General features: G+C 62.2%; 22 protein-coding genes. 6 read left to right on the top strand and 16 right to left on the bottom strand.

Annotated features, from left to right (window positions below; genetic code table 11):
• Positions 1–12: 12 nt before the first annotated feature.
• From PG897_RS18245 to trxA, 3 genes are all read right to left on the bottom strand, one after another.
• Positions 13–1,032, bottom strand: coding sequence for a hypothetical protein (locus PG897_RS18245; RefSeq protein WP_201882907.1), 1,020 nt, complete (start codon positions 1,030–1,032; stop codon positions 13–15).
• A 107-nt stretch (positions 1,033–1,139) separates the two neighbouring features.
• Positions 1,140–2,405 carry a transcription termination factor Rho gene (gene rho / locus PG897_RS18240; protein ID WP_005307308.1) on the bottom strand — a complete coding sequence of 422 codons (1,266 nt, stop codon included), beginning with the start codon at positions 2,403–2,405 and terminating at the stop codon, positions 1,140–1,142.
• A gap of 207 nt (positions 2,406–2,612) precedes the next feature.
• Positions 2,613–2,939, bottom strand: coding sequence for a thioredoxin TrxA (gene trxA, locus PG897_RS18235; protein ID WP_005307306.1), 327 nt, complete (start codon positions 2,937–2,939; stop codon positions 2,613–2,615).
• Positions 2,940–3,052: 113 nt separating this feature from the next.
• Between trxA and rhlB the strand changes: the two genes are divergently transcribed.
• The 4 genes from rhlB to PG897_RS18215 all read left to right on the top strand — a co-directional run bounded on the left by rhlB (position 3,053) and on the right by PG897_RS18215 (position 7,318).
• Complete coding sequence (rhlB, locus tag PG897_RS18230; RefSeq protein ID WP_005307299.1) at positions 3,053–4,342, top strand: ATP-dependent RNA helicase RhlB; 1,290 nt, start codon at positions 3,053–3,055, stop codon at positions 4,340–4,342.
• 13 nt (positions 4,343–4,355) lie between these two features.
• Entirely contained in the window at positions 4,356–5,846 is a 1,491-nt protein-coding gene (gppA, locus tag PG897_RS18225; protein WP_017766329.1) for a guanosine-5'-triphosphate,3'-diphosphate diphosphatase, read from the top strand.
• Positions 5,847–6,041: 195 nt separating this feature from the next.
• Positions 6,042–7,022 (top strand): DUF4382 domain-containing protein, encoded by a 981-nt coding sequence (locus PG897_RS18220; RefSeq protein ID WP_201882908.1) that lies wholly within the window; start codon positions 6,042–6,044, stop codon positions 7,020–7,022.
• A 26-nt stretch (positions 7,023–7,048) separates the two neighbouring features.
• A complete protein-coding gene (locus tag PG897_RS18215) occupies positions 7,049–7,318 on the top strand; it encodes a Rho-binding antiterminator (protein WP_201882909.1) in 270 nt (89 codons plus the stop codon).
• A gap of 60 nt (positions 7,319–7,378) precedes the next feature.
• On the opposite strand, the gene PG897_RS18210 is transcribed toward PG897_RS18215, so the two are convergent.
• On the bottom strand, positions 7,379–8,125 hold the full coding sequence (locus PG897_RS18210; protein ID WP_017766326.1) for a class I SAM-dependent methyltransferase: 747 nt from the start codon (positions 8,123–8,125) through the stop codon (positions 7,379–7,381).
• 76 nt (positions 8,126–8,201) lie between these two features.
• On the opposite strand from PG897_RS18210, the gene PG897_RS18205 reads away from it, so the two are divergent.
• Positions 8,202–8,942: a substrate-binding periplasmic protein gene (locus tag PG897_RS18205; protein ID WP_042052093.1), complete on the top strand. Its 741-nt coding sequence runs from the start codon at positions 8,202–8,204 to the stop codon at positions 8,940–8,942.
• A 3-nt stretch (positions 8,943–8,945) separates the two neighbouring features.
• Here the strand turns inward: PG897_RS18205 and PG897_RS18200 are convergent, their stop codons facing one another.
• The 12 genes from PG897_RS18200 to PG897_RS18145 form a co-directional block, all read right to left on the bottom strand.
• Positions 8,946–11,489: a putative bifunctional diguanylate cyclase/phosphodiesterase gene (locus tag PG897_RS18200; RefSeq protein WP_017766324.1), complete on the bottom strand. Its 2,544-nt coding sequence runs from the start codon at positions 11,487–11,489 to the stop codon at positions 8,946–8,948.
• A 204-nt stretch (positions 11,490–11,693) separates the two neighbouring features.
• Complete coding sequence (prlC, locus tag PG897_RS18195) at positions 11,694–13,736, bottom strand: oligopeptidase A (protein ID WP_065017809.1); 2,043 nt, start codon at positions 13,734–13,736, stop codon at positions 11,694–11,696.
• A gap of 227 nt (positions 13,737–13,963) precedes the next feature.
• On the bottom strand, positions 13,964–14,983 hold the full coding sequence (gene hemB / locus PG897_RS18190; protein WP_017766322.1) for a porphobilinogen synthase: 1,020 nt from the start codon (positions 14,981–14,983) through the stop codon (positions 13,964–13,966).
• Between the two features lie 3 nt (positions 14,984–14,986).
• Positions 14,987–15,772 (bottom strand): TatD family hydrolase, encoded by a 786-nt coding sequence (locus PG897_RS18185; RefSeq protein WP_201882911.1) that lies wholly within the window; start codon positions 15,770–15,772, stop codon positions 14,987–14,989.
• Positions 15,773–15,883: 111 nt separating this feature from the next.
• Positions 15,884–16,639, bottom strand: a complete 756-nt coding sequence (gene tatC, locus PG897_RS18180) for a twin-arginine translocase subunit TatC (RefSeq protein ID WP_005307280.1) — start codon at positions 16,637–16,639, stop codon at positions 15,884–15,886.
• Positions 16,636–17,085 carry a Sec-independent protein translocase protein TatB gene (gene tatB / locus PG897_RS18175; RefSeq protein ID WP_117405838.1) on the bottom strand — a complete coding sequence of 150 codons (450 nt, stop codon included), beginning with the start codon at positions 17,083–17,085 and terminating at the stop codon, positions 16,636–16,638. Before tatB ends, tatC begins: the two co-directional genes overlap by 4 nt.
• Before the next feature lie 3 nt (positions 17,086–17,088).
• A complete protein-coding gene (gene tatA / locus PG897_RS18170) occupies positions 17,089–17,340 on the bottom strand; it encodes a Sec-independent protein translocase subunit TatA (protein WP_005307275.1) in 252 nt (83 codons plus the stop codon).
• A 41-nt stretch (positions 17,341–17,381) separates the two neighbouring features.
• Positions 17,382–19,022 carry a ubiquinone biosynthesis regulatory protein kinase UbiB gene (gene ubiB, locus PG897_RS18165; protein ID WP_270829238.1) on the bottom strand — a complete coding sequence of 547 codons (1,641 nt, stop codon included), beginning with the start codon at positions 19,020–19,022 and terminating at the stop codon, positions 17,382–17,384.
• The gene (locus PG897_RS18160; protein ID WP_005307271.1) at positions 19,022–19,630 is read right to left on the bottom strand and encodes a ubiquinone biosynthesis accessory factor UbiJ; all 609 of its coding nucleotides are present in this window, start codon (positions 19,628–19,630) and stop codon (positions 19,022–19,024) included. Before PG897_RS18160 ends, ubiB begins: the two co-directional genes overlap by 1 nt.
• 8 nt (positions 19,631–19,638) lie before the next feature.
• Complete coding sequence (gene ubiE / locus PG897_RS18155) at positions 19,639–20,391, bottom strand: bifunctional demethylmenaquinone methyltransferase/2-methoxy-6-polyprenyl-1,4-benzoquinol methylase UbiE (RefSeq protein ID WP_010635575.1); 753 nt, start codon at positions 20,389–20,391, stop codon at positions 19,639–19,641.
• A 65-nt stretch (positions 20,392–20,456) separates the two neighbouring features.
• The gene (crcB, locus tag PG897_RS18150) at positions 20,457–20,834 is read right to left on the bottom strand and encodes a fluoride efflux transporter CrcB (RefSeq protein ID WP_005307266.1); all 378 of its coding nucleotides are present in this window, start codon (positions 20,832–20,834) and stop codon (positions 20,457–20,459) included.
• Between the two features lie 85 nt (positions 20,835–20,919).
• On the bottom strand, positions 20,920–22,185 hold the full coding sequence (locus PG897_RS18145) for a cytosine deaminase (protein WP_201882913.1): 1,266 nt from the start codon (positions 22,183–22,185) through the stop codon (positions 20,920–20,922).
• A gap of 92 nt (positions 22,186–22,277) precedes the next feature.
• On the opposite strand from PG897_RS18145, the gene PG897_RS18140 reads away from it, so the two are divergent.
• Positions 22,278–22,532, top strand: a complete 255-nt coding sequence (locus PG897_RS18140; protein WP_010635577.1) for a hypothetical protein — start codon at positions 22,278–22,280, stop codon at positions 22,530–22,532.
• The last annotated feature ends 123 nt before the right edge of the window (positions 22,533–22,655 follow it).

The following is a 22,655-nucleotide window of genomic DNA, read 5'->3' as shown; positions in this document are numbered from 1 at the left end:
GGCGATGCCGCATTATAACTCCGGGGAGCCGGCGGGTGTACCCGGTTCGGGTTGCACCATCGGACTTGCATGACGCTTTTCCTGCCGGGTCAGCCGATCGGCAAGCTGGGCCAGCAGCCTCGGCTCGTCCACCTGCAACAGCAGGCTGGCCACCTGACCGCTGTACTGGCGGTTGCCCAGCTCCGCCAGCAGGAACTGCTGGGCCGTGTCGGGCAGCGGCGAAAGCTGACTGAGCTGGTGCAGGGCGGTCTGTTTGAGGGAGGCGTTGCGGCTGGCGGCGATCAGCAGATCGCTCGCCGTCTGACCCTGATGAAAGCGCCCCACGCTGGCCAGGGCCGCCACGCTGTCGTGATCCGCCGGTTGGCGCCACAACCTCTGATAGAGGGCACTGTCGCCGGTACGCTCAGCCAGCAGCCGCAGCAAGCGGTTGTCGGGCAGGAAGATGTTCAGGCCGGCCAGCTTGTGCGCCTCGCGCTGCAGCACGGCGACAGGCTGCTCGGCGAGCACGTTCAGCAGCGCCTGCTGTTGCTGGGCCAGATCCGGATTGCGGCTGTTGTAAATCTGCTTGAACTCGAAGCGGTTCGCCTCCAGCAGCTGGCGGTAGTTGTCCTGCCAGGCCTGCAGTTGCCAGCGGCTCAGCACCTGCCGCGCCGCGGCGGCAAAGTCGTAGGCGGGTTGCTGCACCAGAAAGCCGTCCACCTCTTTCTCCACCAGCCAGCTGGGGGCCTTGAACGACTGGGCACGCACCCAGGCCAGCAGTTGCGGGCTGTCAGCCCTGGGCTGACCATCGAGGGTGGCAAGTAGCTGGCACAGCAGATACTCCCGCTGCCCCACGGCCAGAGAGTCCAGCAGGGAATCGATGGCGGCAAACTGTCCCTGCTGCAAGCGGCCGGTCAGGTAGTCGAGGTGGCCCTGCAGTCCCTCGTCGGCCACCAGCGCGACGCGGGGCGCCGTCCCAGTGGACGGAGTCTGGCCCGCCAAAGCTGGCGGCACCAGCAGCCAGCTCAGCATAATCAGGAGTACATGCTTCATGACGTCCCTATCCTTGTGACATCGAGGTTTCATACTACTCAGGCGACCGCAAAATAGATAAACAAAAACCGCGACCTGGGCCGCGGTTTCATCATTTTTCGAGTCGGTTACTTCTGCTGGCGCCGCATGGCGTCGAAGAACTCGTCGTTGGTCTTGGTCATCGCCAGCTTGTCGATGAGGAACTCGATGCCGTCGATCTCGCCCATCGGGTGGACAATCTTGCGCAGGATCCACATCTTCTGCAGCTCGTCGCCGGTGGTCAGCAGCTCTTCCTTGCGGGTACCGGAGCGGGTGATGTCGATGGCCGGGTAAACGCGCTTCTCGGCGATCTTGCGCGAGAGGTGCAGTTCCATGTTGCCGGTGCCCTTGAACTCTTCGTAGATGACTTCATCCATCTTGGAGCCGGTATCGATCAGCGCGGTGGCGATGATGGTCAGGCTGCCGCCCTCTTCAACATTGCGCGCGGCACCGAAGAAGCGCTTCGGACGGTGCAGGGCGTTGGCATCCACACCACCGGTCAGTACCTTGCCGGATGACGGGATGACGGTGTTGTAGGCACGGGCCAGACGGGTGATGGAGTCCAGCAGGATCACCACGTCCTTCTTGTGCTCGACCAGACGCTTGGCCTTCTCGATCACCATTTCGGCGACCTGGACGTGACGGGAAGCCGGCTCGTCGAAGGTGGAGGCGATCACTTCGCCCTTCACCATCCGCTGCATCTCGGTCACCTCTTCCGGACGCTCGTCGATCAGCAGGACGATCAGTTCGCAGTCGGGGTGGTTGTAGGCGATGCTCTGGGCGATGTTCTGCAGCAGCATGGTCTTACCGGCCTTGGGCGGTGCGACGATGAGACCGCGCTGGCCTTTACCGATCGGGGATGCCAGATCCAGTACGCGGGCGGTGATGTCTTCGGTGGAACCGTTGCCACGCTCCATGCGCAGACGCTCGTTGGCGTGCAGCGGAGTGAGGTTTTCAAACAGGATCTTGTTGCGGGAGTTTTCCGGACGGTCGTAGTTGACCTCGTTGACCTTGAGCAGCGCGAAGTAGCGTTCGCCCTCTTTCGGCGGCCGGATCTTGCCGGAGATGGTATCGCCGGTGCGCAGGTTGAAGCGGCGGATCTGGCTCGGGGAGACGTAGATGTCGTCCGGGCCGGCCAGGTAGGAGCCGTCTGCACTACGCAGGAAGCCGAAACCATCGGTCAGGATTTCCAGCACACCGTCGCCGAAGATATCCTCGCCACCCTTGGCGTGCGCCTTGAGGATCGCGAAAATAATGTCTTTCTTGTGCGCCCGAGCCAGATTTTCCAACCCCATGGATTCGCCAAGCTGTACCAGCTCGGACACAGGAGTGTTCTTTAATTCAGTCAGATTCATAGTGGTGAAAGTCTGTAAGCAAGGATTGAAATGAGGAGACAGTCTGCTGGATTGATGCTGATCGGATTTGATTTGCCAGGCTGATGTGTGAGCAAAGAGTCAGGCAAAAAGGTTAGCAAACGAGCGATAAATTAGCACCAATCGGGGTGAGCGTCTAGGTGATAAAACAGAAGGAGCGCATTATTGCAATGCGCTCCTCGATGATTATTACAGGTTGCCGTCCAGGAACTCTTTCAGCTGAGTCTTGGACAGGGCACCGACCTTGGTCGCTGCCACTTCGCCATTCTTGAACAGCAAGAGGGTCGGAATACCACGAATGCCATATTTGGGCGGAGTGTCGGCGTTATGGTCGATGTTCAATTTCGCCACGGTCACACGACCGGCATACTCTTGGGCGACTTCGTTCAGGATCGGGGCAATCATCTTGCACGGACCACACCATTCGGCCCAGAAGTCGACCAGAACGGCGCCATCGGCTTTGATTACATCTGCCTCGAAGCTGGCATCGCTCAGCTGAACAATCTTGTCACTCATCTCCAACTCCAGTCAGTAATTAAGGCTTTATTGACGTATCAACAAAGGCAATAGTTGCCCTATTTGAAATGATCCTGTTTATTATTGCAAGCCTAACCTGATAACCTACCGCCATGAGCAAAACACACTTAACGACCGACAAATTCGCCCAAATGGGCCTCGAACCCGAAGTTCTGGCTGGTCTGGAATCAAAGGGATTTCACTATTGCACCCCCATCCAGGCACTCTCTCTGCCGCTGCTGGTAGAAGGCCATGACCTCGCCGGCCAAGCCCAGACGGGTACCGGCAAAACCATCGCCTTCCTGGCTGCCACCTTCAACTATCTGCTGACCCACCCGCTGACCAAGCCGCGCCTCATCAATCAGCCGCGCGCCATCATCATGGCCCCGACCCGGGAGCTGGCAGTACAGATTTACAACGATGCCGACAGCATGGCCGCCTCGACCGGCCTCAAGCTCGGCCTCGCCTACGGCGGTGAAGGGTACGACAAGCAGCTGGCCGTGCTGGAGCAGGGTGTCGACATCCTGATCGGCACCACAGGCCGCATCATCGACTACTTCAAGTCCAAGGTCATCGATCTGAGCAACATCCAGGTCGTGGTGCTGGACGAAGCGGATCGCATGTTCGATCTCGGCTTCATCAAGGACATCCGTTTCCTGTTCCGCCGCATGCCGCCCGCTACCGAGCGTCTGAGCATGCTGTTCTCCGCCACCCTCTCCCTGCGGGTGCAGGAGCTGGCCTACGAACACATGAACCACCCGGAACATGTGCAGGTCGAGCCGGAGCAGATGACCGGCGTACGAATCAAAGAAGAGCTCTTCTACCCTTCCAACGAAGACAAGATGTTGCTGCTGCTCTCCCTGATGGAAGAGGAGTGGCCGGAGAAAGCCATCGTCTTCGCCAACACCAAGCACGTCTGTGAAGACGTTCACGCCTGGCTGGAGAATGACGGCCACCGGGTCGGTCTGCTGACCGGCGACGTGCCACAGAAGAAGCGGATGAAGATCCTGGAGGACTTCACCAAGGGTGCGGTAGACATCCTGGTTGCCACCGACGTGGCCGCCCGTGGTCTGCACATCCCTGACGTGACCCACGTCTTCAACTACGACCTGCCCGACGACGCCGAGGACTACGTACACCGCATCGGTCGTACCGGTCGTGCCGGCAAGAGCGGTCACTCCATCAGCCTGGCCTGTGAAGACTATGCCTTCAACCTGCCGGCCATCGAGGAGTACATCCACCACCCGATCCCGGTCAGCAAGTATGACCGCGAGGCGCTGCTGGATGACGTGACCGCGCCGAAACGGGTGTTCCGCAACCGTCAGCCGGTGAACCGCAACATGCGCGATCGCCAGGGCGGTGGCAACAGCAACAACCGTCGTCGTCCTCCCCGCAAAAGCTGAAGGATAGGCCCAGTTGCACAACTCGCCTCTCTATGCCGCCATCGACCTCGGCTCCAACAGCTTTCACATGCTGGTGGTGCGCGAGGTCGCCGGTGCCTTGCGCACCGTCACCAAGGTCAAGCGCAAGGTGCGCCTCGCCGCCGGTCTGGATGCCGATTTTCGTCTCAGCCGTGCCGCCATGGAGCGGGGCTGGGACTGTCTGCGCCTCTTCTCCGAGCAGCTGCAGGACATTCCGGCCGACAACATCCGGGTAGTGGGCACCGCCACCCTGCGCCTGGCCACCAACGTCGACGAGTTTCTGCGTGAAGCGGAACGGGTGCTCAACCACAACATCGAGATCATCTCGGGTGAGGAAGAGGCCAAGACCATCTATGAAGGGGTCTCCTGGACCTCGGCGGGGGAAGGCAACCGGCTGGTGATCGACATCGGCGGCGCTAGTACCGAGCTGGTGATCGGCGAACAGAGCGAGGCCAAGCTGCTCAACAGCCTGCACATGGGCTGCGTCACCTGGCTCAACAACCACTTCGGTGACGGCGAGCTGAGCGAAGCGCGCTTCAACCAGGCCATTGCCGCCGCCAAGACGGTGCTGGAGAAGGTGTCAGATGATTACCGCGTGCTCGGCTGGCGCACCTGCGTCGGCGCCTCCGGTACGGTGCAGGCGCTGCAGGAGATCATGCTGGCGCAGGGCAAGAGCGAGCGGGTCACCCTGCCGAAGCTGCAGGAGCTGATGGGTCAGGCCATCGCCTGCGGCAAGCTCGACCAGCTGCAACTGGAAGGGCTGGCGGCCGAGCGGCTGACCGTGTTCCCCTCCGGCCTCGCCATCCTGATCGCCATCTTCGAAACCCTCGGCATCGAGAGCATGACGCTAGCGGGCGGCGCCCTGCGTGAGGGGCTGATCTACGGCCTGCTCGGCAACAATCACGACTGTGATGCCCGCGATCGTACCGCCGACAGCCTGATCAGCCGCTACCAGCTGGACAAGGAGCACGCCGAGCGGGTACGCGATACCGCCATCGAGGCGTTCACCCAGCTGCAGCCGGCCTGGCGTCTCTCCAAGCGCTACGGTCGCCCGATCCTGCGTTACGCGGCCCTGCTGCACGAGATCGGTCTGTGCATCGAGTACAAGAAGGCGCCGCAACACGCCGCCTACATCATCGACAACATCGACATGCCGGGTTTCACCCCCGCGCAGAAGAAGCTGCTGTCGGCCCTGCTGTTCAACCAGCGGGACGAATTCAAGCTGGAACCGCTGGAGAAGCAGGGTGCCGTCACGGCTCGCCAGGCGATCCGGCTGGCCCGCATCCTGCGCATCGCGCTGATCCTCTGCATGCGCCGCACCCAGGGCACAGTGCCGATCTTTACCCTGCAGGCGGATGACGAGGCTCTGACGCTGACCCTGCCCAAGGGGTGGCTGGACGAGCACTACCTGCGCGCCAGCGAGCTGCGCCTCGAAGTGGAGCGCCAGCAGAAGATGGGCTGGCCTACCCGGCTGCTGGAAGCCTGATTGGCCCAGACCAATCAGTGCCCCAAGGTTCCGACAATCTCTTTCGCAGCCAGCACTGGCGCCACTCAGGCCTGCCCCTTGATTTTATTGGGCTGATGGGCAGATCCCGCCCTTGCGTCTGGGCTCTGCCTCCCCCCTCATGGCCTATGTTCGACTAGAGTAGGGTTGTCTTCACAACCAACCGGAATGGACGCCATGAAACCTTTGCCCCTGATCGGACTGACCGCCCTGCTCACCGCCTGCGGCGGCGGGGGCGGCGACAACAGCAGCCAGCCACCACAGGCCCAGCTCTCGCTGGCCTTCTCCGACGCCCCGGTAGATGCCGTCAGCAAGGTCTGCATCGCCGTCTCCAACATCAGCATCCACCCCGTCGCCGGCACCGAGCAGAGCTGGACCACCGCCAGTTTCCTCACCTCGGCCCAGGACGATGGTTGCACCCCGAGCGGTGAGACCATTCCGCTCGACAGCGCAGGGAGGCCGCTGTTTACCTACATCGATCTGTTGAGTTATCAGGGGTCCGCCAGTCGCCCCCTGCTGGCCAGCCAGAGCGTGGTACCCGGCAACTACAGCCAGATGCGGCTGCGGGTGCTGGACGGGCGGGAGGTCGCCAACCAGTTTCTGGACGGCACCCCCTACTCCTACGTCAAGCAGGATGATGGGGTGATCAAGCCGCTGGAGGTGCCCAGCAGCGAGCTCAAGCTGGACGCCTTCACCATCGCCGCCAACGGCCTCAGTGCCTTTACCACCGAATTCGATCTGCGCCAGTCCATGGTGCTGCCAGGCCACGAGCAGTACTACAAGCTCAAGCCGAGAGGCGTACGGCTGGTGAACAACACTCAGGTTGCCACCGTCAAGGGCACGGTGGCAGCCGGGCTGTGCGGTGGTCAGCTGATCGACAAGGCCTTCGTCTACTTCTACCAGCCCAGAAGCGACGACAGCTACCCCGACATGGCGGACAGCGACAACGGCTTCTACGCCAGCGCCCCCGTGCTGCCGCAGACCGGAGGTGGCTTTGGCTACGAGCTGGGATTTGTCAATCTCGGCAGCTACGATCTGGTGCTGGTCTGCAACGGCGACGAGGATGATCCGGCAGTGGCCGACGATCCGCTGCAGCAGGTGCAGATACAGAAAGCCCAGACGGTGGTGGCGCCCACCACCAGCATCAACTTCCAGTAACGGGCGACAAGGGGGACGACGACCGCATGAGCAGATACCAACCCATCAGTTGCGATCTCTACGACTGGCTGGAGATCGCCGCCAGCTGGCAGCTGCCGGTCACCCTCACCTGTAAGGATGGCCGCCAGTGGGCGGACAAGATCCGCACCATAGAGGCCAGAGAAGGGGTCGAGTACCTGCTGCTGCACGGCGGCGAACGGCTCAGCCTGGCGGAGCTGGCGACCATGACGCTCAACTGGCAGGGGGAGGAGAAGCTGATCCGCTTCGCCCCGTCAGCACCAGCCGACAGCCAATAGATGGCAAGAGGGCCAACCCCATCGGGTTGGCCCTCTTCTTTATATCCCTCGCGTGCGGCGTTATCCCGCCAGCGCCGCCATCACGTAGACATCGAAGCGGTTGCTTTTGGTCTCGATGGCCATGCTCGGCTTCTGCTCGTTGAGCCAGCCAGCGTAGTCCGGCCGCTTCACCACCACCCGCCGGTCCGCCATGGTGAGCGCCGCCGGCAGCAGGGCATCGGCGTCGAGATCCGCCCCCACCAGCGACTGGAACACTCGCATCTCTTTTTTCACCAGCGCCGACTTCTGCTTGTGGGGGAACATGGGGTCGAGGTAGATGACATCCGGCCGCTCGGCCAATCCCAGCAGGGTCTCCACCGCAGGGCCGTGCAGCAGTTGCATCCGCTCGCGCACCCAGGGGCCGATCTCGGGATCCTGCGCGGCGCGCGCCAGCCCGTCCTGCAACAGAGCGGCCACCACGGGGCTGCGCTCAATCATGGTCACCTTGCAGCCGAGGGAGGCGAGCACGAAGGCATCGCGTCCCAGCCCGGCGGTGGCATCCACCACGGTCGGCATGGCGCCCGCCTTGAGCCCCACCGCCTTGGCGATGGACTGGCCACGGCCACCGCCGAACTTGCGGCGATGAGCCACAGCCCCTTCGACGAAATCCACGTAGACGGCACCCAGCTTGGGTTCGTCCAGCTTGCGCAGCTCCAGCCGCTCCGGGGTGAACACCAGGGCAAACTGGGGCAGGTCGATCTGGTCAAGCTGGCTGCTCAGGGCTTCTGCCTGGGCCGCCTTGGCGGGGTCTTCGAGGAGGATTTGCATGGGCTCTGGATGCATTCTAAGTTCAGTGAACCGAGTGTATCACAGCCCCTTTGCGTGGCTGTAGGGAGGAAACCCCATGCACCTGCTTATCACCCTGCTGCTTGCCGCCCAGAGCGGCGGCCAGCTCAAGGTTTGTGGCGTTGACTGGCCCCCCTTCTCCTACGCCGAACAGGGCAAGCTGATGGAGGGCATATCGGTCGAGATCCATCAGGAGGTGGCACACCGCCTCGGCATGCAGCTCACCCTGCTCGAACTGCCGTGGGGACGCTGCGAACAGTACGTCAACACCGAGCTGGCGGACGGCATTCTCGACAACGCGCCCCTCCCCGGCTGCTACCACTCCGATCTTGCCACCGCCTTCTACCCGCTGGCCGCCTATGTGCGCAGCGACAGCCCGCTGCAAACCTTCTCGTGGGAGATGGCCAAGGGGCTGAAAGTGGGGATGGTCAGGGGCTATGACTACACCGACAGGATCAAGCACTTCACCGGCTGGGTGCCCATCAAGGCCCACTCCGACAAGCAGCTGCTGCTGATGCTGGAAAAGAGCCGGGTCGACCTGATAGTGCTGGATTACTTCTCGGCCCCCATTCTCTCCAGAGAACAGGACGTCAAGATCCGCGCACTTACCCCCTTCCTCGACTCGACTCCGCTCTACCTCTGCTTCGGCAAGCAGAAGGCAGACCTGCTGCCCGCCTACAACAAAGCGCTGCAGCAGATGCTGGACGAAGGGGTGCTGGATCGCATCTATCTGCGCTATCTCGGGGAGGATTACCGGACACTGAAGGAGAAACAGGAGAGGATGAAAGCGGCGCAGTAAGGATCAACTGGTCTGCAGGAACATGCTCTTGTCGTTGAGCTGCAAATACTCGGTGAGGTCGTCGTAGGCGAGCGGCCGGCTCAGCAGATAACCCTGGGTGAAGGCGCACCCCTTCTGGCAGAGGAAATTGAGCTGCTCGCGGGTCTCCACCCCCTCGATCACCACCTGCATGCCGAGGTTGTGCACTATGTTGATGATGCCGTCCAGCAGCAGCCGGTCCTGCTCGTTGAACGGGATGTGGCGCACGAAGGCCCGGTCGATCTTCACCAGGTCCACCGGGAAGTTGCGCAGATAGTTGAGCGCCGAGTAGCCGGTGCCAAAGTCGTCGATGGCCAGCTTGCAGCCCGCCTCGCGCAGGGCATCGATCCGCACCCTGTGCTGATCGCTGGTCTCCATCAGCAGGGATTCGGTGATCTCGATGACGATGTCCGCCGGGTCCAGTCCGAAGTGGTGGATCACCTTGAGCCACTCGCTCGCCTCCGGATCTATGGTCTGGAACTCCAGGGTGGAGCGGTTGATGGACATCTGCAGATCCGGGAAGCCGGATTGCTGCAGCCGCGCCAGATCCCGGCACGACTGCCACAGCACCAGCGCCCCCAGCCCCTGGATGAGCCCGGCCTCCTCCGCCAGCGGGATGAAGTCCGCCGGCGACACCTGACCCCAGTGCGGGTGATACCAGCGTACCAGCGCCTCCAGCTTGGCGACCCGGCCGCTGCGGTTGTCCCAGATCGGCTGGTAGGCCATGGTCAGCTGCTCGAGCTTGATCGCCTCCGCCAGATCCTGCTGCATCTGGTGACGCTGGCGCACCTCTTCGCGCATGGAGGCGCAGTAGCTGCCGAGCAGCCGTCCCTGCCGCTTGGCGGCAAACAGCGCCTGCTCGGCGTTGCGCAGCAGCTCGTCGCTCTCCAGCCCATCGCCCGGGCAGAGGGTGATGCCGATGGTAGCCGTCACGTAGAGGTGCTGGTTGGCCAGCATGAAGGGGCGGGCGAAGCCGCCGACCACCTGCTTGGCAAACACCTCGGCCTGGCGGCGGTTGACGATGCCGGGCACCAGGAAGGCGAACTCGTCGCCGCCGATGCGGGCCACCAGATCTTCGGTGCGTACCCGGCTCACCAGCCGATCCGACACCTCCCGCAGCAGGGCGTCACCGGCATGGTGATCCATGCTGTTGTTGACCGCCTTGAAGTTGTTGAGGTCGAGCACCATCAGCGCGAAGCGCTCGCCCCGCTCGCAGAAGCGGCTGAGGCAGCGGCCGAACAGCCAGCGGTTGGGCAGCCCGGTGAGATTGTCGTAGTTGGCCTGGGCGGCGATCTTCTGCTCCGCCAGCTTGGTCTGGGAGAGATCGCTGAAGATGGCGATGTACTGGCTGATCCGCCCCCCTTCCCGCAGGGTGCTGATCATCAGCTGCTGGGGGTAGAGCTTGCCGTTCTTGCGCTTGTTCCACACCTCGCCGCGCCACACCCCCACCCGCTCCAGCGCGTGGTACATGTCGGCGTAGAAGGCCTGATCGTGCAAGCCGGACTTGAGCAGGCTGGGGCGCTGGCCGCACACCTCCTCCTCGCTGTAGCCGGTGATCTGTTCGAACGCCGGGTTGACCGAGATGATGCGACTGTCGGCGTCGCACACCAGGATAGCCTCTGACAAGTTGTCATAGACCCGGTGGGAGAGCTTGAGCTGCTCGGCGTGACGTTTGAGGGGGTCTATGTTCTCCAGCACCACCATCAGGTAGTCGGGCTGCAATTGGTCGTCCCGCACCAGGGTCACGGTAACCCGCCCCCACAGCAGCTGGCCGTCACGGTGCAGGTAACGCTTCTCCTGGGTGAAGGCGGTACGCTCGCCACGTCTGAGCTCTTCATAGCAGGCGACGCTGCGCAGCCAGTCTTCCGGATGATTGAGCTCGGCGGCGTTGCGATGGACCAGCTCCTCCTGGCTGTAGCCCAGCATCTTTTCGATGGCCGGATTGGTCCAGAGGATCTTGCCGTCCAGATCGAGCTTGCCGATCCCCACCGGGGCATGGGACATCATGGTGTGCAGAAAATCGTGGTACTCGGGCTGGGGCGGCGCCGGCTGCTGCAGCATCAGCGCCAGTTCGCGCCCGGCCAGCGGAGCCAGCAGGCGCAGCAGGCCCATCACCTTGTCCATGTTGGTGAGTGGCCGCTTGAACAGCAGGCTGCAGATGCCCACCGTCTCCCCCTGCGCACTCTTGAGGGCGATGCCGGCATAGGCCTGGATCTGCCAGGCCTGCAACACGGCGGCGTGGGGGAACAGCTGCTGTACCCGATCGCTGAACCAGGCCTCGCCCTCCTGCAGGGTGATCTCCCCCAGAGTGGCGCTGACCGGAAAACTGAAGCGGGTCGTATCGAGAGAGGCAGGATAGGTTGCATGCACCTTGCAGGAGAGCCCCGCTTGATCCCTACCCGAAATCAGGACGAAGTCGGCCCCGACCGCTGCTGCGATTTCACTCACAAAGGTATCGAAATATCCCTGACCACTCGAATGAGACAGACTTGAGATGATTTGATAGACAGACTCGAGTGCTCGCCTCATGGCAAGGTTCTTTCTCTCCTTGGAAGGTAGACCCCGACTCTACTGAAGAGGCGGGAACAGTGCAAACATGCTATCCGCAAGATATTAAAATGCCTTGAGAAAAGGGACCAAAAGGTCCCTTTTTATCTCAAAAATCACGCGGTGATCGCACTCTGTGGCAAAGGTGTACCTGCTTGAAGCTCACGCCTGGCGGGGCCTGCAGCCTCATGCGGCAATCCCGCTGTGGCGCAGCAAGGCATCCACCTGAGGCTCACGGCCACGGAAGGCGCGGAACAGCTCCATCGGCTCCTTGGAACCGCCCTTCTCCAGGATGTTCTTCAGGAAGGAGTGGCCGGTCACCGGGTTGAAGATCCCCTCCTCCTCGAAGCGGGAGAAGGCGTCGGCGGAGAGCACTTCCGCCCACTTGTAGCTGTAGTAGCCCGCCGCATAACCGCCGGCGAAGATGTGGGAGAAGCTGTGCTGGAAGCGGTTGAAGGCCGGCGGCGTCATCACCGCCACCTCGCGACGCACCTCGTCCAGCAGCGCCGGGATCTGATCCGCATTGGTCGGGTCAAACTCCTGGTGCAGACGGAAGTCGAACAGGGCGAACTCCAGCTGGCGCAGCATCTGCATGGCCGCCTGGAAGTTGCGGGCGGTCAGCATCTTCTCCAGCAGATCGGCTGGCAGCGGCTCGCCGGTCTCGTGATGGCCGGAGATGAAGGCCAGTGCCTCGGACTCCCAGCACCAGTTCTCGAGGAACTGGCTCGGCAGCTCCACCGCGTCCCAGGCCACGCCGTTGATGCCGGCCACGCCGGCCACGTCGATCCGGGTCAGCATGTGGTGAATGCCGTGACCGAACTCGTGGAACAGGGTGACCACTTCGTTGTGGGTAAACAGGGCGGGTTTGCCGTCCACCGGGCCGTTGAAGTTGCAGGTCAGGTAGGCCACCGGCTTTTGCAGCGAACCGTCCTGACGGTAGCGACGACCCAGGCAGACGTCCATCCAGGCGCCGCCCTGCTTGTGCTCGCGGGCATAGAGGTCGAGGTAGAAGCTGCCGCGCAGCTCATCCTCGGCATCGAAGATGTCGTAGAAGCGCACGTCCGGGTGCCAGGTGTCGATGCCGAGGCGCTCGCGCACCTTCATGCCGAACACCCGCTTGACCACCTCGAACAGCCCTTTCACCACCTTGCTGGCGGGGAAGTAGGGGCGCAGCTGCTCGTCGGAGATGGAGAACTTGTGCTGCTTGAGCTTCTCGGCGTAATAGGGAATATCCCAGGCCGCCAGCTCGCTCTGGCCGTGCTGTTCGCTGGCGAAGGCGCGGATCTCTTCGAGCTCGGCCTTGCCCTGCGACAGGGAGCGGCGCGCCAGATCGGTGAGGAAGTTCACCACCTGCTCCGGCTTGTCCGCCATCTTGGTGGCAAGGGAGAGCTCGGCGTAGTTGGCAAAGCCGAGCAGCTGGGCCAGCTCGCGGCGCAGGGTGAGCAGCTCGGTCATGATGGCGGAGTTGTCCCACTTGCCGGCATTGGGGCCCTGGTCGGAGGCGCGGGTGGTGAAGGCCTCGTACAGCTCGGCGCGCAGGGCGCGGTTGTCGGCATACATCATCACCGGCAGGTAGGAGGGGATGTCCAGAGTGAACAGCCAGCCTTCCTTGCCCTTCAGCTCGGCCAGCTGGCGAGCGGCGGCCTGTGCACTCGCAGGCAGCCCGGCCAGCTCGGCCTCGTCGGTCACCAGCTTGCTCCACCCCTGGGTCGCGTCCAGCACGTTGTTGCTGAAACGGGAGGCCAGCTCGGAGAGGCGGGCCTGGATCTCGCCGTAGCGCTGCTGTGCCTCGGCGGGCAGGCCGATACCGGACAGGCGAAAATCGCGCAGGGTATTCTGGATCTCCTTGCGCTGGGCGGCGCTCAGCAGGGGGAAATCGTCGCTCTCGGAGAGGGCCAGGTAGGCTTGATAGAGCCCTTCGTGCTGACCGACATAGGTCTGGAATTCGGACAGCAGCGGCAGGCAGGCGTCGTGGGCCTCGCGCAGCGCCTCGCTGTTGAGCACTGAGTTGAGGTGACTGACCGGCGACCAGATCCGGGACAGACGGTCATTTACTTCTTCCAGCGGGGCGATCAGGCTGTCCCAGGTATGGGGCTCGCGCTGGGCCAGCACATCGCTGATCTTCTGTTTGCAATCGGCAATAGCCTGCGTCACGGCAGGCTGTACCTGGTCGGGCTGGATCTGGCTGAACGGGGGCAGCGAGTCCATTGTCAGCAAAGGGTTAGTCATCCGGCAATACCTCTAAATTCTCTACAGCCCCTGCCGTCCAGAAGCTTGCTTGGACTACCTAAGATGTAGGCAGAAACCCCATTAATCAAGCCTTTGCCATCGAGAGCGAGGGCCGCGGCCCACATTTGGTCAAAAGGTGCGCGCAAAACGACCAGATAGCCTCCCAGAAACGACAATGCCGGCCCCGGGGCCGGCATTGTCTGCATTGCATAGAAGGCGTCCTGCCATCAGGCCCGGGCATCTTCCTTCAGCCACTGCGCCACGCGCTTGGCGAAGTAGGTGAGGATGCCGTCGGCCCCGGCCCGCTTGAAGCAGAGCAGGGACTCCATGATGCTCTCCTTCTCCTTCAGCCAGCCGTTCTGGATCGCCGCCATGTGCATGGCGTACTCGCCGCTCACCTGGTAGGCAAAGGTCGGCACGCCGAACTGATCCTTCACCTGGCGGATCACGTCCAGATAGGGCATGCCCGGCTTGACCATCACGCTGTCGGCCCCTTCCTGGATATCCAGCGCCACCTCGTGCAGGGCTTCGTTGCTGTTGGCCGGATCCATCTGATAGGTGGCCTTGTTGCTCTTGCCGAGGTTGCCGGCCGAGCCGACCGCGTCGCGGAACGGGCCGTAGTAGCAGGAAGCGTACTTGGCGGAGTAGGCCATGATCTGGGTGTTGATGAAGCCGTTCTCTTCCAGCGCCGCGCGAATGGCACCGATACGGCCATCCATCATGTCTGACGGCGCCACGATATCGACCCCGGCGGCGGCGTGGGAGAGCGCCTGTTTCACCAGGATTTCGGTGGTGATGTCGTTCAGCACATAGCCTTCATCATCGATGATGCCGTCCTGACCGTGGGTGGTAAACGGGTCGAGCGCCACGTCGGTGATGACCCCCAGCTCCGGGAAGCGGGCCTTCAAGGCACGCACGGTGCGCTGGGCCAGCCCGTCCGGGTTGTAGGCCTCTTCCGCCAGCAGGCTCTTCTGCTCCAGCGGGGTGACCGGGAACAGGGCGATGGCCGGCACGCCCAGAGCCACCAGTTCGGCTGCCTCCTCCAGCAACAGATCGATGGAGAGACGCTCCACCCCCGGCATGGAGGGAACGGCTTCACGGCGGTTCTCCCCCTCCAGCACGAACACGGGGTAGATGAGATCATTGGCGGTCAGTACGTTCTCGCGCACCAGACGACGGCTGAAATCATGTTTGCGCACCCGGCGCAGGCGGCGGCCCGGAAAGGCGCCTGGAAGAGTTGTAGCCATGAGTCACTCCAAAAGAGGAAGTTGGAAAAACGCGGCGGAGGTGGCCCGGGTATGGGCCAGCAAGGCCTCGGGCGCTTCACCACGGCAGGCCGCCACCACCTGGGCGATGTGCGGCAAAAAAGCGGGTTCGTTGCGTTTGGGTCTGGGTTTCAGATCCCGCGGCACCAGGTAGGGGGCGTCCGTCTCTATCATCAGCCGGCCAGCCGGAATGCGGGCCACCTGTTCACGCAGCAACTGACCGCGACGCTCGTCACAGAGCCAGCCGGTCACCCCGATATGCAGCCCCAGCGCCAGACACTCGTCCAGCTCCTCATCGGAGCCGGTGAAGCAGTGCAGCACGGCCCCCGACAGTTTGGGCAGCCAGGGGCGCAGGATCTCGATGAAACGGGCGTGGGCATCGCGGCAATGGAGAAACACCGGCATCCCGAGCTCGGCGGCCAGCGCCAGCTGGGCGTCGAACACCGCGTCCTGCACCGGACGAGGCGAGAAGTCGCGGTTGTAGTCGAGACCGCACTCGCCGATGGCCACCACCTGTGGCAGCGCCGCCAGCTCGCGAAGGGCGGGCAGGGTCGCCTCATCGACGCTCTTGGCATCGTGGGGATGGACCCCGGCGGTGGAGAAACAGTAGCCAGGCCAGCGGGCGGCCAGGGCGGCGCTCTCGCAGCTGCCGATCAGATCGGTGCCGGTCAGGATCAGCGCCTCCACCCCGGCGGCGCGGGCGCGGGCCACCAGATCGGCCTGTTCATCGGCGAACTGGCTGCTGGTCAGGTTTACACCTATGTCGATCATGGGGTCAGCGGGTCCGAACAAAAGGAAGACATATCAGGTATTTGAAAACCATCTACTCGATGGGGCCTTACCATACGCCTCGAACGGGAGCATGAAAAGAGGAAGGGAGCCTCAGCTCCCCTCTTCCGTTGATTCCTGTTGCTCCTCGTCCTCTTTCTTCACGTAAAAGCGGGCGAAGAACAGACCTATCTCCCACAAAGCCCACATGGGGATCGCGAGCAGGGTCTGGGAAAAGACATCGGGCGGCGTCAACAGCATGCCGACCACGAACACCCCGACGACGACGTAGGGACGCTTCTCCTTCAGGCTCTTGGGGGTGGTCACCCCGGTCCAGCACAGCAGTATGGTGGCTACCGGAATTTCGAACGCCACCCCGAATGCGAAGAACAGGGTCAGCACGAAGTCCAGATAGCTGGCGATGTCGGTCGCCACCGTTACCCCGGCGGGCGCGGTGCTGGTGAAGAAACCGAACACCAGCGGGAACACCACGTAGTAGGCAAACGCCATGCCGGCGTAGAACAGCACGGCACTGGAGGCGACCAGCGGCATGATGAGACGCCGTTCATGCTGGTACAGACCGGGGGCGATGAAGGCCCAAGCCTGGTAGAGCAGATAGGGGATCGCTACGAAGAAGGAGACCACCAGGGTCAGCTTGATGGGCGTCAGGAAGGGCGTCGCCACGTCCGTCGCTATCATGCTGGTCCCTTCCGGCAGCTGGCTGAGCAGCGGCTGGGCCACGAAGTCGTAGATGTTGTTGGAGAAGTAGATCAGCGCGATGAACACCAGCAGGATGGCAGTGATGGAACGCAGCAGGCGCGTTCTCAGCTCCACCAGGTGGCTGATCAGAGGTTGCTCGGCCTGACTCATGGCTGCTTCACCTCCCCTTGTTCGGTATGTGGCTGGGCACCGGAGCGCTCATCCACGATCGCAGTCTGTTCCGGCGCGGCCGCCGCGGCGGCTGGCGGCACCGGCTCCTCCTTCACCTCGGCCGATGCCGGTGCAGGATGGATGGTGTTTTGCTGTTCGTATGGACGGGTCACCGATTGTGCGGCCGCTTTCAGCTGCTCGATAGACTCCTGCAGCTCGGGGCTCAGGTTGTTCATCTGCAGCTGTTCGGCCTTCTTCAGGTCGTTGTGCAGATCCTGCAACTTGAGCTCCTGCTCCAGTTCGGCCTTGACCGAGTTGGCGGTGCTGCGGATCAGTCTGATCCAGTGGCTGGCGGTACGGATCGCCACGGGCAGCCGCTCGGGGCCGAGCACCACCAGGGCGACGACACCAATGACAACCAGCTCCCAGAAACCGATATCGAACATGGCTTAGGCCTGATCTTTATCTTTCTGCTTGGCGGCATCGCTAGGCTGGCCAGCCGCTTCGTTCAGCTGCTTCGGCGGAAACTCGGCATCCTTCTGCTCGGACTTGGCATCGCTCGGCTCGTCAGAGAGTGCCTTCTTGAAACCCTTGACCGCGGCGCCCAGATCACCGCCGATGCCACGCAGCTTCTTGGTACCAAACAGCAGCACGACGATGACTGCGATGATCAACAATTGCCAAATACTGATACCACCCATGATTTTTATCTCCAGGACAGGCGCCCGCTGGCGCGGTTTATTTAATGGGAACGGGTCCGCAACCAACCCAGCAACCAGCATAACCCGGCGCCGGCGAGGCTGATTTGTCCCCACTCAATGTGTTGTTTTTGGGTCAGCAAGAATACACCGGCCAATAGCAGGCTGGCTCCAACCCCTAAGAGGTAGCGAGCCTGTCCCTGCCGACGGCTGTGACGGCGGAACTCGGCGAACATCTGGTCGAAATGGTGCTGTTGATGGCGAGTCTGGCGCAGGGTCTCGTAGACCAGCTCCGGCAGTTCCGGCAGCTTCTCCGCCCAGAATGGCGCCTTCTCCTTGATGGCGGTCCACACCGCCTTGGGCCCCACCTGCTGGTACATCCAGTTTTCCAGATAGGGTTTGGCGGTCTGCCACAGATCCAGCTGGGGATAGAGTTGACGACCCAGCCCTTCCACATAGAGCAGGGTTTTCTGCAGCAGCACCAGCTGCGGTTGCACCTGCATGTTGAAGCGACGGGCGGTGTTGAACAGGTTGAGCAGCACGTGGCCGAACGAGATCTCGGACAGCGGCTTCTCGAAGATGGGTTCCAGCACGGTGCGGATGGCGAACTCGAACTCGTCCACCTTGGTATCGGGCGGCACCCAGCCGGACTCCACGTGCAGCTCGGCCACCCGGCGGTAGTCGCGGTTGAAGAAGGCGAGGAAGTTCTCCGCCAGGTAGCGCTTGTCTTCCCGGTTGAGGGTGCCGACGATGCCGCAGTCGATGCCGATCCAGAGCGGATTCTCGGGGTGCTCATAGGAGACGAAGATGTTGCCCGGGTGCATGTCGGCGTGGAAGAAGCTATCGCGGAACACCTGGGTGAAGAACACCTCCACCCCGCGCTCGGCCAGCAGCTTCATGTTAGTGCCGTTGGCCTCCAGCGCCGCGATGTCGGAGACCGGAATGCCGTAGATCCGCTCCATCACCAGCACCTGCTCGCGGCAGTGCTCGGTGAACACCTCGGGCACGTAGAGCGCCTCGGAGCCGGTGAAGTTGCGGCGCAGCTGGATGGCGTTGGCTGCCTCCCGCATCAGGTTGAGCTCGTCGAGGATGGTCTTGCGATACTCCTCCACCACCTCGATGGGGCGCAGTCGTCCGCTCTGGGGCACGAAACGGGCCACCAGGCGGGCCAGCGCCTGCATCAGCCGCAGGTCGGCCTCGATGACCGGCTCGATATCGGGGCGGATAACCTTGATCACGATCTCGCGGCCGTTCTCCTTCAGCCTGGTGGTATGCACCTGGGCGATGGAGGCGGACGCCAGCGGCGTCTCGTCGAAGTCGTCGAACAGGGTCTCTATGGTGCAGCCCAGGCTTGCCTCGATCTGGCGACGGGCGGCCTGACCGCAGAAAGGGGGCACCCTGTCCTGCAGCAAAGCCAGCTCTTCGGCGATATCCGGAGGCAGCAGATCGCGCCGGGTCGAGAGCATCTGGCCGAACTTGATGAAGATGGGGCCGAGCGCCTCGAAGGCGAGCCGGATACGGGCACCACGGCTCAGCTCCTGGTGTTTGTTCTTGAGCCAGAACAGGCTGCGGCGGGCCAGCCGGCCGGGCCAGGGCTGATAACGGGCGGGCACCAGCTCGTCGATGCCCTGCTCCAGCAGGATGCTGATGATGCGATAGAGGCGCTTGAACTCCTTCGGTGTCATCAGGCTACCCGCTGTTCGAAGCGGGCCAGCCGCAGCTCGACCGCTTTCATCTGTTGCGCCAGCAGCTCGACATCGTCGTTGAAGCTGGCCACTTCCAGCGGACCCGGCGCAAGCCGGATCTCTTCGGTCAGATACTCGGCCAGCTGACGCTGGCTGCGGCACAGTTCACGGCCCAGCAAGCGACGCGCCTGACGGGCACCACGCAGCAGGGTGTGGGCCAGCACGTCGCCGGTATAACGGGACAGCTCCTCTTCCCAGTCGATGTCGAGCTCGCCCAGCAGCACGCTGAACGCCTGCACCAGCTGGGGGTCACCGCTCAGATCAAGCTTCTCCTCGCGGATATAGCGCGTCAGAGAGGAGGGATCCTTGAGCAGGCCGAGGGCGGTCAGGGAGAGGCTCAGCACCGCATCGGCCTCCCCTTCAAACTTGGCCAGCACATCCAGCCGGCGCCCGGAGAAGACAAACCAGAGCGGCTTGAGCTCGCGCAGCTCCAGCTTGAGTACCTTGCCCGCCAGCTTGCGCAGCCGCTCGGGGCTCTGCTTGTCCAGTTCCAGCAGCCGGTTGAGGCTGGTTTCGATCACCGCGGTGACCATGGCATCCATCGGCATAGGCGACCTTAAAACTTGTAACCACGGTGCAGGGCGACCACGCCCTGGGTCAGGTTGTAGAACTCCACCTGCTCGAAACCGACATTTTCCATCATGCCGGCCAGGGTCTGCTGATCCGGGTGCATGCGGATGGATTCCGCCAGATATTTGTAACTTTCGCTGTCGTTCGCGACGATTTCGCCCATTTTCGGCAGCAATTTGAAGGAGTAGAGGTCATAGAGCTTGGCGATCACTTCGCTCACCGGCTTGGAGAACTCCAGCACCAGCAGACGGCCGCCCGGCTTCAGTACCCGGAACATGGAGGCGAGCGCCTTATCCTTGTCGGTAACGTTGCGCAGGCCGAAGCCAATGGTGATGACGTCGAAATGGTTGTCCGGGAAGGGGAGCGCCTCGGCGTTGGCCTGAACGTAGGAGACGTTGTTGGCCACCCCCAGGTTGCGCAGCTTGTCGCGACCCACCTTGAGCATGGAGTCGTTGATGTCGGCCAGTACCACCTGACCGGTTTCACCGACGATGCGGGAGAACTTGGCGGTCAGATCGCCGGTACCACCGGCAAGATCCAGCACCTTCTGACCCTTGCGCACACCGGAGCAGTCGATGGTGAAGCGCTTCCACAGGCGGTGGATGCCGAACGACATCAGATCGTTCATCAGATCATACTTGGCTGCCACCGAATGGAAGACGCCGGCGACCAGGGTTTCCTTCTCGGTCGCGGCCACGGTTTTAAAGCCAAAATGCGTTGTCGTAGTCTGTTCTGACATCCCTTAAACACCCATAGAGCAAAGAATGGCCGCCAGTTTACCAGAGCCAATGGCGTGCGGACACCTTAAACCCGGCTGGCGACCAACTGCATCCCCAGCACCACCATGGCCAGACAGAGAAACAGGTTGAGGCCGATGTTGAGCAGCGCCTTGAGATAAGCGCCATGCTGGGCCAGCGCTACCGTATCCAGCGCAAAAGAGGAGAAGGTGGTGAGGGCACCGAGGATCCCCACCATCAACAGCGGCTTCATCGGGTGTTCGGCTATGTGGCCGTGCAGGATGAGGGCGTAGGCTACCCCCATGATGAAGGAGCCGATCAGATTGACCATCAGGGTGCCGTAGGGGAAGTGGCGCCCCAGCAGCAGCGCCATCAGCTCGGCGATGCCAAAACGCAGGCAGGCACCGATGGCCCCGCCGGCAGCAACAAATAACCAGGTTTGCATGGAAGCAGACTCCACAGTATCAGGCCGACATTATGCAAAATGTCGACCCGGGGGGACAGCAGGGCAATTAATCGACGCCCTCGGCTCAACGGCGAAAATCGACCGGCTCGCTCTGTGCCAGGTGCAGCGTGGTCCGGGCCGGCCTGGTGTCGGCAATCAGTTTGCCATGGCGAATGGAGTAGCGCACCGGCACTTGCCGGCGCACCGCATCGAAGCCGTTTTCGGCAGGCAGGATCAGCAGATTGGCCGGCTTGCCCAGCTCGATGCCGTAGCGATCCTGCACGTTCAGGGTGCGGGCGCTGTGACTGCCGATCAGCTTGAGACTGTCGTTGATCTCTTCGTACCCCATGACCTGACAGACATGCAGCCCCATGTGCAGCACCTGCAGCATGTTGGCCGTCCCCATGGGATACCAGGGGTCGAACACGTCGTCGTGACCGAAGCAGACGTTGATGTTCGCCGCCAGCATCTCCTTCACCCGGGTGATGCCGCGGCGCTTGGGATAGCTGTCGAACCGCCCCTGCAGGTGGATATTCACCAGCGGGTTGGCGACGAAGTTGAGGTCGGCCAGCTTCAACAGCCGGAACAGGCGCGACGCATAGGCCCCGTTGTAGGAGTGCATGGCGGTGGTGTGGCTGGCGGTCACCCGCTGGCCCATGCCGCGCTCGTAGGCCAGGGTCGCCAGCGTCTCGATAAAGCGGGACTGCTCATCATCGATCTCGTCACAGTGCACATCGACCAGAACCTGATACTTCTCGGCAAGATCGAACACATAGTGCAAGCTTTCGACCCCATATTCCCGAGTGAACTCGAAATGGGGGATGGCGCCGATCACGTCGGCACCCAGCTTGAGGGCCTCTTCCAGCAACGCCTTGCCGTTTGGGTAGGAGAGGATCCCCTCCTGCGGGAAGGCGACGATCTGCAACTCCACCCACTCCTGCATCTCTTCCCTCACCTCCAGCATCGCCTTGAGAGCGACCAGATTGGGATCGGAGACATCGACGTGGGTACGGACAAACTGGATACCGTTGGCGATCTGCCACTTCAGCGTCTGGATGGCGCGCCGTTTCACATCCTCGTGGGTCAGCATTGCCTTGCGCTCGGCCCAGCGTTCGATCCCCTCGAACAGGGTGCCGGAGAGGTTCCAGCTCGGCTCGCCCGCCGTCTGGGTGGTATCGAGATGGATGTGCGGTTCGATAAAGGGGGCAATGGCGAGCCCCTCCTCCCCATCCAGCTCATGGGTGGAGAGCAGATGAGTGCTCATGGGCTCGATGGCACGGATCAGGCCACTCTGGCAGAGGATCTGCCAGGTCCCTTCCCTGCCGGCCAGGCGCAGGTTCTTTATCAGCATGTTTTTCTTCCTTTTTTCAGCCGCCAATTGCTTTTTCAAGCCACAACTTAGCTTGGATCAATTTGATAGAAAAGCGTTCATATTGAATACATATGAGACTGTTACTATTGATAGACAGCAACAATAAAAGGGAGTTGATTGGGATGAAAGCAGGATTGACCGAGATCGGCAGCGCAGGCTTGTTTCACGAGTATCTGCAGACGCTGGGCATCAGCAAGCCGCCGTTGACCTCGATAGAGAAGCAGTGGGAATACAAGCGCGATGAACGACTGGTGGCCGCCATCCAGATAGAAGCGTCGGGGCAGCCCCGTTTCTATCTCGATGCCAGACAGATATCGATGAATTGAAAAAGCAGAAACAAAAAAGCCTCCCGATTGGGAGGCTTTAATATTTAATGGTGCTGATACCCAGAATCGAACTGGGGACCTCATCCTTACCAAGGATGCGCTCTACCGACTGAGCCATATCAG

Origin of the sequence: Aeromonas sp. QDB20, from assembly GCF_027707805.1 — a bacterium.
Classification (GTDB): Bacteria; Pseudomonadota; Gammaproteobacteria; order Enterobacterales; family Aeromonadaceae; genus Aeromonas; species Aeromonas dhakensis.
Note: the sequence above shows the minus strand (reverse complement) of the source record. Positions and strands in the feature narration are given on the sequence as shown.

Excerpts from the sequence above, each read along its gene's own strand:
- PG897_RS18185 (WP_201882911.1), bottom strand. The coding sequence starts at position 15,772 with ATGATCGACATAGGTGTAAACCTGACCAGCAGCCAGTTCGCCGATGAA.
- tatC (WP_005307280.1), bottom strand. The coding sequence starts at position 16,639 with ATGAGTCAGGCCGAGCAACCTCTGATCAGCCACCTGGTGGAGCTGAGA.
- rhlB (WP_005307299.1), top strand. The coding sequence starts at position 3,053 with ATGAGCAAAACACACTTAACGACCGACAAATTCGCCCAAATGGGCCTC.
- PG897_RS18140 (WP_010635577.1), top strand. The coding sequence starts at position 22,278 with ATGAGACTGTTACTATTGATAGACAGCAACAATAAAAGGGAGTTGATT.
- PG897_RS18220 (WP_201882908.1), top strand. The coding sequence starts at position 6,042 with ATGAAACCTTTGCCCCTGATCGGACTGACCGCCCTGCTCACCGCCTGC.
- hemB (WP_017766322.1), bottom strand. The coding sequence starts at position 14,983 with ATGGCTACAACTCTTCCAGGCGCCTTTCCGGGCCGCCGCCTGCGCCGG.
- crcB (WP_005307266.1), bottom strand. The coding sequence starts at position 20,834 with ATGCAAACCTGGTTATTTGTTGCTGCCGGCGGGGCCATCGGTGCCTGC.
- tatB (WP_117405838.1), bottom strand. The coding sequence starts at position 17,085 with ATGTTCGATATCGGTTTCTGGGAGCTGGTTGTCATTGGTGTCGTCGCC.
- prlC (WP_065017809.1), bottom strand. The coding sequence starts at position 13,736 with ATGACTAACCCTTTGCTGACAATGGACTCGCTGCCCCCGTTCAGCCAG.
- ubiE (WP_010635575.1), bottom strand. The coding sequence starts at position 20,391 with ATGTCAGAACAGACTACGACAACGCATTTTGGCTTTAAAACCGTGGCC.
- PG897_RS18200 (WP_017766324.1), bottom strand. The coding sequence starts at position 11,489 with ATGAGGCGAGCACTCGAGTCTGTCTATCAAATCATCTCAAGTCTGTCT.
- PG897_RS18205 (WP_042052093.1), top strand. The coding sequence starts at position 8,202 with ATGCACCTGCTTATCACCCTGCTGCTTGCCGCCCAGAGCGGCGGCCAG.
- ubiB (WP_270829238.1), bottom strand. The coding sequence starts at position 19,022 with ATGACACCGAAGGAGTTCAAGCGCCTCTATCGCATCATCAGCATCCTG.
- PG897_RS18145 (WP_201882913.1), bottom strand. The coding sequence starts at position 22,185 with ATGCTGATAAAGAACCTGCGCCTGGCCGGCAGGGAAGGGACCTGGCAG.
- PG897_RS18210 (WP_017766326.1), bottom strand. The coding sequence starts at position 8,125 with ATGCAAATCCTCCTCGAAGACCCCGCCAAGGCGGCCCAGGCAGAAGCC.
- trxA (WP_005307306.1), bottom strand. The coding sequence starts at position 2,939 with ATGAGTGACAAGATTGTTCAGCTGAGCGATGCCAGCTTCGAGGCAGAT.
- PG897_RS18245 (WP_201882907.1), bottom strand. The coding sequence starts at position 1,032 with ATGAAGCATGTACTCCTGATTATGCTGAGCTGGCTGCTGGTGCCGCCA.
- tatA (WP_005307275.1), bottom strand. The coding sequence starts at position 17,340 with ATGGGTGGTATCAGTATTTGGCAATTGTTGATCATCGCAGTCATCGTC.
- rho (WP_005307308.1), bottom strand. The coding sequence starts at position 2,405 with ATGAATCTGACTGAATTAAAGAACACTCCTGTGTCCGAGCTGGTACAG.
- PG897_RS18215 (WP_201882909.1), top strand. The coding sequence starts at position 7,049 with ATGAGCAGATACCAACCCATCAGTTGCGATCTCTACGACTGGCTGGAG.
- PG897_RS18160 (WP_005307271.1), bottom strand. The coding sequence starts at position 19,630 with ATGCCGATGGATGCCATGGTCACCGCGGTGATCGAAACCAGCCTCAAC.